We start from the raw sequence: 14,761 nt of genomic DNA on the forward strand, positions 1-14,761 counted from the left end.
CAGCCTGTTAAAACTTTTCGGACAGGCTCTTTTTATTTAGTAACACTATTTTTGTTATCTTACTTCTTTAAAACACATCACCTTCTTTGAGTTTTTCAGCGTTTTCAGCAAGTTGTAATTCATCAATAAGGCGTTGAACATCTCCATTGATAACATTCTGTAAATCATAGAGAGTAAGCCCGATACGATGATCAGTTACGCGACCTTGAGGATAATTATAAGTGCGTATTTTAGCTGAACGGTCACCACTGGATACCATTGACTTACGGCGAGCAGAATCAGCTTCCATTTTTTTAGCAAGTTCTAATTCGTAGAGGCGAGAACGTAATACTTTCAATGCTTTTTCAAGGTTTTTGTGTTGAGATTTTTCATCTTGGCAACGCACCTCTATACCTGTAGGAATATGCTGGAGTTGAATAGCAGAATAAGTAGTATTCACCGACTGTCCGCCAGGGCCTGTGGAGGTTGTACGAATAATATTTACATCTGCCATATTGAGTTCTACATCAAACTCTTCAGCCTCTGGTAATACCATTACAGTAGCAGCTGAAGTATGTACACGCCCTTGTGTTTCAGTTTGAGGAACGCGCTGTACACGGTGTACTCCTGCTTCAAACTTTAAAGTACCATATACATTATCACCTGTAACTTCAAAAATAATCTCTTTGTAGCCCCCTGCAGTTCCTTCATTGAAATCCATTACCGAAGTACTCCAGCCTTTGCTTTGGCAATATTTAGTATACATACGATAAAGGTCGCCAGCAAAGATAGAAGCCTCATCTCCACCTGTGCCAGCACGTATTTCCATTACAGCATTCTTCGCATCTTCAGGGTCTTTAGGAATCAACATATATTTGATTTCTTCCTCTAATTGAGGCAAGCGTTCTTTGCTTTCTTCTAATTGTAACTTAGCCATCTCCACCATTTCAGCATCACTACCATCGGCAATAATTTCTTCAGCTTCAACAAGATTGCCAGTTACATTGATGTACTCTTCTCGTTTATCCATCAACTCTTTTAGATCTTTATACTCCTTATTAAGCTGAATGTAACGTTTTTGGTCGGCAATCACATCAGGTTGGATAATCAAATCCGATACCTCATCAAAGCGTTGTTTAACAATGTTTAGTTTATCAAGCATTTTATTCTGAATAATCTTTTTGAGGGCGCAAAGATAGCAATTAATTAGCTAATTAGCAAATTACAGAATTATCACAACAAAAAATCTCTTAAAAAAATTTTAATATTTAGAAAATAAAATGTACCTTTGTAGCGTTTTTTAAAAAGAAGATTATTTTAACTAATACAAACAAAATGAGTTATAGAATTGAAAAAGACACTTTGGGTGAAGTGAAGGTGCCAGCCGATAAATATTGGGGAGCACAAACAGAACGTTCACGCAACAACTTCAAAATCGGTGCACCCGCTTCTATGCCGATTGAAATTATCCGCGGCTTTGCCTATCTTAAAAAAGCTGCTGCCTATGCTAACTTCGATTTAGGCGTACTTTCAGCCGAAAAACGCGATGCTATTGCTCAAGTTTGTGACGAGATTCTCGAAGGCAAACTTGATGACCAATTCCCATTGGTAATTTGGCAAACCGGTTCAGGTACTCAATCTAATATGAATGTGAATGAGGTTATAGCCAATCGTGCTCAAGTGTTAGCTGGCAAACAAATAGGAGAAGGAGACCCCGTGTTAAAGGCTAATGATGATGTGAATAAATCACAATCGTCTAACGATACTTTCCCTACAGGTATGCACATTGCTTGCTACAAAATGGTAGTTGAAAAAACTATTCCGGGGGTTCAAAAACTACGCGATACCCTTGCCGCTAAAGCTGAAGCCTTTAAAGATGTAGTAAAGATAGGTCGTACCCACCTTATGGATGCTACACCACTTACTTTAGGACAAGAACTTTCAGGCTATGTAGCTCAGCTTGATCACGCTATTCGCGCTATCAAAAATACTTTAGCACACCTCTCAGAACTCGCTTTAGGTGGAACTGCTGTAGGTACAGGGCTCAACACTCCTAAAGGTTATGATGTGAAAGTAGCTGAGTATATTGCTAAATTCACCGGTCTACCTTTTGTAACCGCTCCTAACAAATTTGAAGCTTTAGCTTCTCACGACGCTATTGTAGAAAGCCACGGTGCCCTCAAGCAATTGGCTGTATCATTAAACAAGATTGCAAACGACATTCGTATGATGGCTTCAGGTCCTCGTTCTGGTATTGGTGAAATTCTCATCCCTGCTAACGAACCAGGTAGTTCTATTATGCCAGGTAAAGTGAATCCTACCCAATGTGAAGCGATGACAATGGTAGCAGCACAAGTAATGGGTAACGATGTAGCTATTTCAGTAGGTGGTACTCAAGGTCATTACGAATTGAATGTATTTAAACCATTAATGGCTTCTAACTTCCTTAAATCAGCTGAGTTGTTAGGTGATGTTTGTGTATCGTTTGAAGAACATTGCGCAAGTGGTATCGAACCTAATTACAAACGTATTAAAGAATTAGTAGACAACTCGTTAATGCTCGTCACAGCTCTTAATACTAAAATAGGTTATTACAAAGCTGCCGAAATTGCTCAAACAGCTCACCGCAATGGTACAACCCTCAAAGAAGAGGCTGTACGCCTTGGTTATGTTACTCCTGAGGACTTTGATAAATGGGTGCGCCCTGAAGATATGGTAGGAAGCCTTAAATAATTAATAAGTAATAACTTATGTAACAAATAGAGGGTATCTGGAAACAACTTTTTAGATACCCTTTTCTTTTAATACACATCTTAAAACTATATTTTTATGCTGAAAAGAAATCTATTTTTATGGCTGTTTACTATAGCTATATCGTTCGGGGTTACTGCTCAAAACTACGAGTGGAAAGAAGCTCAAAGTGGCGGGTACACTTATAAATATGTTACCCACGATCCTACCAATGCAAGGTTTTATACCTTGAAAAACGGGCTTACCGTAATCCTAAGTCCTACTAATAAAGAACCCCGCATTCAGTGTTATGTAGCCGTGAAGGCTGGTAGTAAAACTGATCCTGCTACTCATACAGGACTTGCACATTATTTAGAGCATTTGCTCTTTAAGGGAACTGATAAATACGGTTCACTTGATTGGAATAAAGAAAAGGTACAATTAGACAAAATTGATGCCCTTTATGAAGAGTACAATCACACCAAAGACCCTGCTAAACGCAAGGCTATCTACAAGATAATCGATTCAGTATCGGGGGTAGCCAGCAAGTATGCTATTGCCAATGAGTACGATAAAATGATGACTGCTATGGGTGCACAAGGTACTAATGCGTTTACTTCTTTTGAGAAAACTGTTTATACTGATGATGTACCAGCAAATGCTATTAATAAGTATATTGCTGTACAAGCTGAACGTTTTCGCAACCCTGTGCTTCGTATTTTCCATACCGAATTAGAAGCCGTATATGAAGAAAAAAACCGCTCTTTGGATAGCGATAATAGTGAAGTATTTGAAACTCTCTTCTCTGAGCTATTCAAGAAACACAATTACGGCTTGCAAACTACTATTGGTACAGTAGAGCATTTGAAAAATCCTTCACTGAAAGAAATTCGCAAATACTTCCATACCTATTACGTACCTAATAATATGGCAATAATATTGGCAGGTGATTTTAATCCTGATAAAGCTATTGCTCAAATTGATAAGGCTTTTAGCTATATGCAACCTAAACCTGTACCTCAATATACTTTTGAGAAAGAAGCACCTATCACTGCCCCTATCATCAAGAAAGTAGTAGGCCCTGATGCTGAAAGTGTTTCTATAGCATTCCGTTTGCCAGGTAACCAAGATAAAGATGCTCTATTAGCTGATTTAGTAGGTGAAATCCTCACCAATGGCAATGCAGGGCTTATCGATTTGAATCTTGTAAAGAAACAAAAATTACTAAAAGCCAGTGCCTTTGCTTATACACTTATAGACTATGGAGTACTATATCTATCAGGAGCTCCTTTACAAGGACAGTCGTTAGAACAAGTAAAAGATCTTATGTTAGGGCAAATAGAAAACCTTAAAAAAGGTAATTTTGATGATGATCTCATTCCTTCTATTATCAACAATTTGAAAAAACAAACGATTCAAGCAACTGAATCTTATAGCAATCGCGCTAATATGTTGATGGCAGCTTTTACAGATAATCTCAACTGGAAAGACCAAGTAGCTTATGTAAATAATCTTTCTAAACTTACTAAAGCCGATATTGTCGCTTTTGCTAATAAATACTTAGGTAATAACTATGTGGCTATTTATAAAGAGAAAGGACAACGCACCAATGTAGAAAAAATTGAAAAACCTGCTATTACTCCTGTTGAAACTAATGCCGATAAACAATCAGCTTTTGTGAAAAAGATCAACGAGATGCCAAGTACTCCAGTAGCTCCTGTATTCTTAAATTACAGTAAAGATTTGCAAAAAGGTAAATTAGGTAATGCGGAAGTATTGTATGTACAAAATAAAGATAATGAGTTGTATCGTTTGAGTTTCCGCTACAAAATAGGTTCAGCTAATGATTTGAAAATGCCTATGGCAGCCCAATACATCCAATTTTTAGGAACTGATAAGAAATCAGCTGAACAAATTTCAAAAGAATTTTATAAGATAGCATCCAGCTTTCAAATCTCTACAGAAGAAGAATATACCTATGTATCAATAGAAGGTTTACAAGAGAATTTTGAAGCTGCTGTTAAACTTTATGAAGATTTAGTTCTCAATGCTCAACCAGATGAGCAAGTATTACAAGCACTTAAAGCTCGTGTTGCTAAATCACGTGTAGATGTAAAAGCTAATCGTGGAGCTATTATGCAAGCACTTACTAATTATGCTCTTTATGGTTCTAAAAATAAGGTGAACAATGTACTTTCTAATGCCGAAATTAATACGATTAGTGCAAAGGAATTGGTAGATAGAGTTAAAAATTTGAATAATGTAGAGCAAACCGTTATTTATTATGGACCTGCTACACTTTCAGAACTTACAACTAAACTAAAACCTTTACATAAAGTACCTACTAAGTTCGCTAAAGTAGCTCCTAAAAAAGAGTTTAAACAAGTAGAACAGACTAAAAACCAAGTACTTTTTACTGATTATGAAATGGTACAAGCTGAAACACGCTGGGTGCGCAATACTGTTCCTTTCAACCCTGCTGAAAGTACTGTAATTAGTGCATTCAATAACTATTTTGGTGGAGGTATGGGGTCTTTGGTATTCCAAACCATTCGCGAAAGCAAAGCGTTAGCATATAGTACTTATGGTTATTATGCTTCACCAAGAAAAAAAGCTGATAAATACTATGTGCTTGCCTATGTAGGTTCGCAAGCTGACAAATTTAAAGAAGCTGTAGAGGCTATGAATGAACTGCTCAATACAATGCCTGAATTACCAGCTAATCTCGAATTAGCCAAGCTACAAATCAAACAAGAAATAGAAACTGAGCGTATTACTCAAGATGGTATCATTTATAGTTATTTAGCCGCAAAAGAATTAGGTCTTAAGGATGATATACGCAAGCAAGTATATCAAAATATAGATGGTATTACAATGAAAGAGATAAAAACTTTCCACGATAAATACCTTTCAAAAAAGCCTTATACTTATGTAATTTTAGCTTCTGAAAAGAAACTTTCAAAAGATGAACTTCAAAAAATAGGAGATTTCAAAAAACTCTCTTTAGAAGAACTCTTCGGATACTAAAAATAAAAATGAGGCTCATCAAAAAAGATAAGCCTCATTTTTTTATTTTCTTCAGTTTTTACTTTTTCATAGCTTCTTTGATATGAGCTACTTCAGCTCCTATATCACCTGCTCCTACAGCTAATAATAATTGAGGACGTTTCTTGAGTAGAAGAGGAATAAGTTCAGTTTTGCTTACTAAAGTTTTTTTAGAAGTAGTTATTTTCTCTAATAAAACTTGTGAAGTAATCCCCTCTATAGGTAATTCACGTGCAGGATAGATATCTAATAGTATCACCTCATCAAATTGTGATAGACTTTTTGCAAAATCATTCATAAAATCACGTGTACGAGTGAAAAGGTGAGGTTGAAAAACAATAGTTTTAGGAGTATTAGGATACATTTCAGCTACTGCTTGATATAGCGCATTGATTTCGGAAGGGTGATGGGCATAATCATCAATGAAAACAAAGTCTTTTTCTTTAATGATATATGAAAAACGACGTTTTACCCCTTTAAAAGTAGCTAAGTGAGGTAACAATTTTTCAGGAGCAATTCCAGCTTTTACAGCCATAGTAACAGCTGCCAAAGCATTGAGTAAGTTGTGTCGCCCTGGTTTCATAAAGGTAATATCTTTATAAATACCTCCTGCATATTTGAAATCAAAATGATAAATACCTTCTACAATATGAATATTTTGGAAACTGTAATCAGAATTATCATCTAAACCATACGTTTCACCAGCTATATTTAGTCCGTTGCGTACAATGAGACTGCCTCCAGATTTAATTTTTCCAGCAAACTCGTGAAATCCTTCTATAAGATGTTGCTCATCACCATAAATATCGAGGTGATCGGCGTCCATAGAGGTAATACAAGCAATGTTAGGTGAAAGTCGTAAAAATGAACGGTCAAACTCATCGGCTTCAACTACTGTATATTCACTACCTTTGAGCACCAAATTACTATTGAAATTTTCGGCTATACCTCCTAAAAAAGCACTTACCGAAGCTCCACTTTCTACCATAATATGGGCTAAAATACTCGATGTTGTAGTTTTACCGTGAGTACCTGCAACAGCTAAACAAAAGGAGTTTTTAGTAATGAAGCCTAACACTTCTGATCGTTTTACTACTTGGTAGCCATTTTCTTGAAAAAATGTCAGTTCCTTATGATCTTTAGGAATAGCAGGAGTATAAACCACCAGAGTAGTTGTAGTATTTTTGAATGAAGCTGGTATAGCTTCTACCTCATCAGTAAAATGTACTTTTATACCCTCTTTTTCAAGCATTTCAGTAATATCAGTAGAGGTACGGTCATAACCAGCTACTACTTTGCCATTGGCATTGAAATAACGTGCAAGGGCAGACATTCCTATGCCTCCGATACCTATAAAATAAACGTTTGTTATTGGTTGTAAATTCATAATTTCTTTGTTTCTAATAATTTACCATTTTTATAAGTGCTCACAGTGGTTTCTTTTATACTGCGGTCTTCACATATTTTTTGAGAAATTACCCCTTTTTCATATAACTCTTTGCAGTTACCTTTTTCAGTAACATACCATTTTTCAGTTATTTTTCCTTCAGGGTCATATTTGGTAGTAGTTTTACTATTTATTTGTTCGAGTTTGAGTTTGCCATTTTGATAATACTCTTTGGTAGTATTTTTAATAGTATTTACTTCTTTACTGGGGTTGCCATTCTTGTGATAATTAGTTACTATTTGGTCAGCGCCTTCTTTTAAATTAGTGTATATTTCTATTTTTTGAGCAATATTTCCAGCATGGTCATACACCAATCCTTCTATAGTATTACCTTTGAAGATATTTTTTTTGCGTAATCTTCCTTCAGGAGTAAAAATATGAATTTCAGCAAGTTTTCCATTATTAAAAATATAAGTGGAAGGAATGTTACGTTTTTTATTTACAAATTTACCTTCACCTACTAATTGACCACTATTACCTATTTCAAACTCGAAACGTTGTTCGTTGTTATCAATGATGTAAGTACCTTTTTGTAAAGCTATCTTTCTTGTGATAAATGCCTGACGTATCATATCAGCATTGATAGCAGCTGAGTTACCTGATTTGAGATTGCATTGTAATTGTTGATATATTTCATAGTTTGTATATTCTTTGATTTCTACGATACCTTTTTTGAAATCATCACTTTTAGTATCTATAAATACAGAGGGTTTTAAGGTGGTTTGTGCTATAGAAAGCACTCCTCCTCCTAATAGAGCTATAAATGTTAAAATTTTAGTCATCTGTTATCTGTTATTTATTATTAAATCTACAATTTCTTTAGTTGCATTGGGTTGAGCTAGTGCTTTAATATGAGACGAAAGATTTTGTTGTTGAGTTTCATCAGTTATCAAGCTGCTAAAAGTATCTGCAAATTTACTATCTAATTCATTTTCCTTTATTAAAATAGCAGCTTGTTTATCAGCTATAGCACGTGCATTTTTAGTTTGATGATCTTCGGCTACATTAGGTGAAGGGATGAATATAACAGGTTTGCCTACTACACATAATTCACTTACAGAACTTGCACCTGCTCGCGAAATAATTACATCGGCAACGGCATAAGCTTGTTCTATACGATCAATAAAAGCTAAAACGTGTACTTGTGAACTATTATACTTTTTGTATTCTTCATAGTAAAGTTTGCCACATTGCCATAGCACTTGCACCCCTAATTTTTCAAATAAAGGTAATTGAGCTTCCACTAACTGATTGATGCGTCGTGCTCCTAAACTTCCTCCTAATATCAAAAGTGTTTTTTGATGAGGATTAAGTTGGAAATACAATAAACCTTCTTCGCGATGTTGGTCTATATTTAATAAGCCTCCACGAATAGGGTTACCCGTTTTTACGATTTTCTCCTTTGGAAAGAAAACTTCCATACCATCATAAGCAACACATATTTTCTTTGCCTTTTTAGCAAGCATCTTATTGGTAATGCCTGCATAGGAATTTTGTTCTTGAATAAAAGTAGGGATTCCCATTTGTCCTGCTACTTTTACTACAGCTCCACTGGCAAACCCCCCTGTACCTATGACAGCATCAGGTTTAAAACGCTTAATGATTTGTCGGGATTTCCATAGACTATGGATAAACTTTAGTGGAAAAATCAAATTTTGCCAAGTGAGTTTACGTTGAATTCCTGAAATCCACAAACCTTCAATAGGATAACCGGCTTGAGGTACTTTTTGCATTTCCATACGATCTTTGGCCCCTACAAAAAGTATTTCGGCTTCAGGTAAACGTTTTTTTATTTCATCGGCAATAGCGATGGCAGGGAATATATGTCCGCCAGTACCACCTCCTGAGATAATAAATTTTTTCATAGAATTTAGTTATTTAGTTTTTAGTTCAATAACTGTGATTTCAGGCCATACCCCTAAACGACCAGGGAAAGCGTGATAACCAAAACCTCTATTTACATTGAGGTATTTACCACCCTCTTCATACATTCCTCCCCAATATTTGTAAATATATTGTGAGGGACTCCATTTTAGCCACCCAGGTATTTCAATACCACATTGCATCCCGTGTGTATGACCACTGAGAGTAAGTTGAATATCTTTATTTTCAGGTAACACAATCTCTTGCCAATGAGTTGGGTCGTGACTCATTAATATTTTAAAATCTTCGGTATTTACACCTTCCATAGCCTTATTCAAATCGCCATATTTAGAAAATCGACCGTGTCCCCAGTTTTCTACCCCTATTAAAGCTATTTTTTCGCCATTACGTTCTAAATAACAATGTTCGTTAAGCAATAGTTGCCATCCCATTTGTTTTTGTAATTGAAATAAATGCTCTAAATTTTGTTGTTTAGCTTCAGGAGTTTCCCAAGAGGAATAATCACCATAGTCGTGGTTACCCATAATAGAAAATACTCCATCAGGTGCTTGGAGAGTAGCAAAAAGTGATTTCCAATTGTGTACCTCATTTGCCAAATTATTTACCAAATCACCTGTAAAAAGGATTACATCGCTTTTTTGTGAGTTGATAAGATCTACTCCATAGCGTATTTTCTCATATTTATCAAAGCTACCACAATGAATATCGGATATTTGAGTAATGCGATAGCCATCAAATGCTTTAGGGAGATTATCGAAATACAATGTGTATTTCCAAACTTTATAGTTATATTTTCCTTTGAAAATACTATAGAGGATAGAAGCAAAAGGAATAGCTGCCAATCCCCAACCTAAAGTACTTACAAACTTACGACGAGAAGGAATACGTGGTGCATTAGTAGGTTTGCGAAATATAGCTTTTATAAGTCGTGTAATATCTTCTAATAACAAAGGAAGAGTTACAAACAAACAGATAATAAGCCACGTAAGTAGCCCTGCAACAGCATATTGTTGAGGGGCACTCCATACAACTTTTCCTCTACAGAACCAATGGTACAACAAGTGAATTACCACTCCTATTGTGATGAGCCAAAATAGCCATTCTACCCAACGGGGAACTTTGAGAGTTTTTAAACTTCTACTTGCATAAAATGTTAGTAGAAAATAAATGATAAAAATACCAATAAGAATTATATAAACCATATTCATTTGTCAATTTACCAATTTGCTAATTGACAACAAACTGGCTAATTATTCATAATTTTTTTGATGTTTTCAACATTAGAAATAGGGCGTTTTGTTTCGTCTAAAAACGCCTCTGTTTTAAATGAGAAAGGCAAAGATGTACCCAAATCCTCAAAAACTGTACCTGAAAAGTGCACTTGGGTAAAACCAGCAGCTTTTATCTGTATAATGCTCTGTGGATTGATACCACCCCCAGGCATAATTGTGGGTTGACCTGCAGCTATGCGGTTGAGTTCTTTAAGTAGCTCTAATCCTTCGATAGCTGATTTTTTACCCCCTGAGGTAAGAATACGTTCAACTCCCAAGCGTTTTAGGGTTTTAATTGCAGCAATGGGATCGGGGGCACAATCAAAAGCACGGTGATAGATAAATTCCATAGTACCTGCAGCTTCTTTGAGGCGCGCAGTACGTTCTTCATCAATTGTGTTATCGCGATGTAACACTCCTGTTACTACTCCTTGGCAACCTAATTCACGACAGAGATTGATGTCGCGTAACATCACATCAAACTCCTCATCGGTATAAGTAAAATTACCACTACGAGGACGTATCAGTACACAGTTACCGATAGAGAGTTCATCCATTACTTTTTTAATTAATCCATAGCTGGGGGTTACCCCTCCTACACCTAATTCGCTACACAACTCTATACGGGTAGCACCTGCTATTTCAGCATTTTTAGCCGACTCAAAAGAGCTGGCACATATTTCATAAATCATAGTCTTTGTTAATTTAGAGCGCAAATGTACAAAACAATTGATAATTAGCAATGAAGAATGAGTAATTAATATAAAAATATCCGAGAAAAGTATTATACTTCCTCGGATATTTATATTTGAAGATGTTTCTTTAGTTGTTAGTTTTGTTAAGATCTTCTAATACTGAATCAAAAAACAACAACATTTCGTGAGCGTGGTATTTGCCGTATTTGTTGAAAGTTGCTTGTGTTTTAGTATCAGGTTTCCAATCGAAGAAAGCGTGATTGGCACCTCCTACTTGTATATACTCCACCCTCTGACCGGATTTGGAAAGGGCGCGTTCGTAAGTTTTGACCTCTTCATCTTTTATAAGTCCATCTTCTGAACCTCTAAACAACAATTGGGGTACAGCTCTTTTAGAAGCCTCGGGAATATTATTGATAGGAGCTATTTCGTTCAAAAAAGGATAGTTCTTAAACATAAAAGCAAGAGTTTCTGGACGAAAAACTCCATAACTAGGGGCAACAGCTTTGATAGCATTAGTTAACTCATCACGCACTTGAGTTACTGTTTTCCCTTTAGGCATATAGGTAGGCATAAACTCATACATACCTTGTATTTTACCAAAGCCTTTATCACCTATACGTTCTACAAAGTTAGCTGCTGAGGCAGATAGATGTCCTCCCGCACTATCACCTGTAAGGAATAACTTACTGCTATCGCCTCCATATTTAGCAGCGTTTTCAGCAATGTGTAACAAAGCTCCATACACATCTTCTATAATTTGGTGCAATTGAGTAGGAGTACTATCTCCGTCTAGTTTGTCTATCCAGCGATAATCAATGTTGAAAACCACATATCTGCCACTGTTTGCTAGTTCGCGTGCCAAACCTCTCATCACCGATTCAGTATTGGAGCTCCATCCACCTCCGTGGATAATTACAACACAAGGTAGGTTTTGCTTACCTTTAGGACTATATACATCGTATTTCAGCGGTTTTACTCCCGGTTTAGCATAAACAATATCTTGCACTACTTTCAGATTAGCTTCCGCTTTTTTAGGTACAAAACAAGCTCCTACATTCATATCTTTGTCTACTTTCACTTTGAACTCAGGTGTAGATTGTTCATAAAACATAGCCCCCCACTGTTCTGGTAAGGAGTAATAGCCACTATCAAAAATATAGCCAGTGGCAGGGGTTGCTTTGAGTGTAAGAACCGTGCCTGCTTTTACCATTCCGTCCTTAGGTAAAGTAGGGCTAATAGTATACGAACCATTACGTGCCTCATCAGGCGTTACTTTGAATTTGTTTTGTGCTTGTAACCCTATAACAAATAAGGTTATAGCACTGAATAGTATGCATTTTTTCATATCTGTTTATTTTAACTATAAAAACAATTCATTTACTTTCCCATATTCTGCCCATTGTATATCATACACTTCATTGGCGAGAGTTTTGTCGCTTACTACCTGTAATCCTTGAGCTTCGGCTTTGAGGGTTAGCAGGTTGCCGATAGTAGTTTTAGCATTTAATTTATTGAGTAGAGCTTTTACAGTATCGAGAGATAGATCTTTAGCAAGCTGTCCTTGGAAAGGGAGTTCCATCCAGATAATCTCTTTAGCCTCTACATCTAAGATACCAAAGAGGAGTCCTTTTTGTAATGATTGAGCGATACGCACCTGATGAATCACGGTAGAAGGGTCATAAGCTACCCCTGTACGCTCAGATACTTTCATTTTATGCTTACTATCCATCCAACCTACTACTAAATTAGGTGATAGTGCCCCATTAGAATAAGCATTGCATACAAAGGTCACGTACTTAGCTTTCTTTTGGCGCAAGATATTTACATCGATATTGATATACTCGGCAGTACCTACTTTATTAGGAATACTGCGAATATCACCACTGTGTTGGCAACCCGTAGCGGTAAGTTTACCAAAAAAGCACATCTCATTTTCCATTCTACATTCTTCGTCAAAGATAATATGGCAGGACAAGTCCATATCGAGATGTTGGGCAGGAAGGTCTTTGCCCCATTGCATAAAGAGGCGTATCTCGTTGCCTTCTAAGGGAAATTTCGTACCCATTAGGGTTGCATTGAAGTCGTGTATATTATTGCCTCTATCACCTATAGGCAAAGGGATATGATACAGCTGTTTATCTATAAATATCGTTTTATGAGGATTGGGTTGTTTAGCAAACTTTCGGCGTATTGTCCACAAGCATAGGTCTTCTACAGCTGTTTTCATCTGGGCTAATTGCTCTTCGTTATAACCTAAATTTACCCATTGATTTTTAGGAGCATTTATATAATCGCCTGTGATGATTTTTATAGGGCGTGTACCCTCTGGTGTAAAGTAAAGATCAGCATAATTATTAAGGGTAAAGAGCAAACGCATGGGTACTTGGTCTATTACTTCTTTGAAGGCGATAATCGTATCATCTGCACCCACCCATAACATAGTAGCGAATAGCGAACGTGCAAACTGGGAAGGGCGTTCTTTTAGATATTCTAAAACAGTATCAGTATCTACATTTAGGTAAGCCTGTTGAACCTTGCCTTGCCACACTTCGTATTTCTGATGATAAAAAATATCTAATAGTGTAGCAAGCTTTTCAAAGCCTTTTTTCTTGCTATACTCGGCTAAACGCAAGGCACGAATAAAGCGCACCCACATTTCGCGCTTAGGGTGCATTAATTCACAAGCCTTCTCAGCTGAAAGAGACAAATTATTTAACCAGCGTACTACTCGGGCACATTCCTCACGAGAGTACTTGAGTTTGAGAGCTTGTTTTGCTTCAGCTTTAGCTTGCTCACTCTTATCTAATTGACGCATTATATGCTGGTTGTTTTTAGCATTTTTAGCAACAATTGTTTTAGGAGGGATTATCTGTAAGAAGCCTGTTTTTTTATACCACAAATAGCGCAATATATTGGTAGGGGAGCTAAAACAAGCACCCGCTTCCGCCTCCTTGCCCTGAGCAATATAGTTATCTACTACCAAGACAAGTGTCTCCTTCATACCAATATGAGTCTCAGGAGCTACTGAAAAGTAAGGGAGTAGCAACTTAAAGGAATCGGACTGAGTCGCATCCAAGGCAGTTTTGGATCTTAGTAGGTTTTGGAAAAAGGTATCAGCTTCCGCTTCACGCCAAAGGTCAAGGATTTTGAGTTTGCTACCTTGTCCTTGATATTCTATTTCTCCAAGTTCAAAAGGGGTACCACAGAAAGGACAACCATTATAACGCCACAAAGGGAAAGTACCATAAGGAATATAGTGTCCACAAGCTAAAAATCGCTCGTGTTTAGGTATGTAAGAATCGTTATATCTTTCATCTTCGTCTTGATAGTAATCGTAATAATAGCTAGAATACTCATCATCATATTTTATCAGGTCAGGATACTGATTGTAGAAATCTGTGATAATATGATCTATCGCACTCTCGCCTGTAGGTACTTCCCAGTTTTTGATAAGAGGTGCCCAATTGAGATTGACATGAAGTACCTTTTTTATCACCTTGACAACAGACTGACGATACTCATTGGTAGTACCATTGGTAGCATGCAAAAGGTCTTCAGTAACCCCAAAACCATGTTGGCGTAGGGCAGCTACTAGTTCCAAGGTACCTGGCTGTATAGCTCTTTGTGAGACCATCGTATCAGGGATATAAAGGGCGTTTTGCCTAAGAGCAACTTTTTGTATGTTGATTGTTTTTCCCATAGTATAA

10 protein-coding genes are annotated in these 14,761 nt (G+C 36.7%); 2 read left to right on the top strand and 8 right to left on the bottom strand.

Annotated features, from left to right (window positions below):
- Nucleotides 1–67: 67 nt before the first annotated feature.
- Nucleotides 68–1,141, bottom strand: a complete 1,074-nt coding sequence (prfA, locus tag HMPREF9073_RS06055) for a peptide chain release factor 1 (RefSeq protein WP_009413103.1) — start codon at nucleotides 1,139–1,141, stop codon at nucleotides 68–70.
- Nucleotides 1,142–1,314: 173 nt separating this feature from the next.
- Here prfA and fumC point away from each other — a divergent pair, with 173 nt between their 5' ends.
- Nucleotides 1,315–2,712 (top strand): class II fumarate hydratase, encoded by a 1,398-nt coding sequence (gene fumC / locus HMPREF9073_RS06060; protein ID WP_009413104.1) that lies wholly within the window; start codon nucleotides 1,315–1,317, stop codon nucleotides 2,710–2,712.
- A gap of 96 nt (nucleotides 2,713–2,808) precedes the next feature.
- Entirely contained in the window at nucleotides 2,809–5,736 is a 2,928-nt protein-coding gene (locus tag HMPREF9073_RS06065) for a pitrilysin family protein (RefSeq protein WP_009413105.1), read from the top strand.
- A gap of 58 nt (nucleotides 5,737–5,794) precedes the next feature.
- Here HMPREF9073_RS06065 and murC read toward each other — a convergent pair whose 3' ends face one another.
- The 7 genes from murC to HMPREF9073_RS06100 form a co-directional block, all read right to left on the bottom strand.
- Nucleotides 5,795–7,141: a UDP-N-acetylmuramate--L-alanine ligase gene (murC, locus tag HMPREF9073_RS06070; protein ID WP_009413106.1), complete on the bottom strand. Its 1,347-nt coding sequence runs from the start codon at nucleotides 7,139–7,141 to the stop codon at nucleotides 5,795–5,797.
- Entirely contained in the window at nucleotides 7,138–7,983 is an 846-nt protein-coding gene (locus HMPREF9073_RS06075) for a hypothetical protein (protein WP_009413107.1), read from the bottom strand. Before HMPREF9073_RS06075 ends, murC begins: the two co-directional genes overlap by 4 nt.
- 3 nt (nucleotides 7,984–7,986) lie before the next feature.
- Complete coding sequence (murG, locus tag HMPREF9073_RS06080; protein WP_009413108.1) at nucleotides 7,987–9,066, bottom strand: undecaprenyldiphospho-muramoylpentapeptide beta-N-acetylglucosaminyltransferase; 1,080 nt, start codon at nucleotides 9,064–9,066, stop codon at nucleotides 7,987–7,989.
- Between the two features lie 9 nt (nucleotides 9,067–9,075).
- Nucleotides 9,076–10,287, bottom strand: coding sequence for a metallophosphoesterase (locus HMPREF9073_RS06085; protein ID WP_034555536.1), 1,212 nt, complete (start codon nucleotides 10,285–10,287; stop codon nucleotides 9,076–9,078).
- 44 nt (nucleotides 10,288–10,331) lie between these two features.
- The gene (locus HMPREF9073_RS06090) at nucleotides 10,332–11,048 is read right to left on the bottom strand and encodes a copper homeostasis protein CutC (protein WP_009413110.1); all 717 of its coding nucleotides are present in this window, start codon (nucleotides 11,046–11,048) and stop codon (nucleotides 10,332–10,334) included.
- Nucleotides 11,049–11,178: 130 nt separating this feature from the next.
- Entirely contained in the window at nucleotides 11,179–12,399 is a 1,221-nt protein-coding gene (locus HMPREF9073_RS06095) for an alpha/beta hydrolase (RefSeq protein WP_009413111.1), read from the bottom strand.
- A gap of 15 nt (nucleotides 12,400–12,414) precedes the next feature.
- Nucleotides 12,415–14,754 carry a hypothetical protein gene (locus tag HMPREF9073_RS06100; RefSeq protein WP_009413112.1) on the bottom strand — a complete coding sequence of 780 codons (2,340 nt, stop codon included), beginning with the start codon at nucleotides 14,752–14,754 and terminating at the stop codon, nucleotides 12,415–12,417.
- Between the last annotated feature and the right edge of the window lie 7 nt (nucleotides 14,755–14,761).

Source organism: Capnocytophaga sp. oral taxon 326 str. F0382 (genome assembly GCF_000318295.1).
Taxonomy (GTDB): Bacteria; Bacteroidota; Bacteroidia; order Flavobacteriales; family Flavobacteriaceae; genus Capnocytophaga; species Capnocytophaga periodontitidis.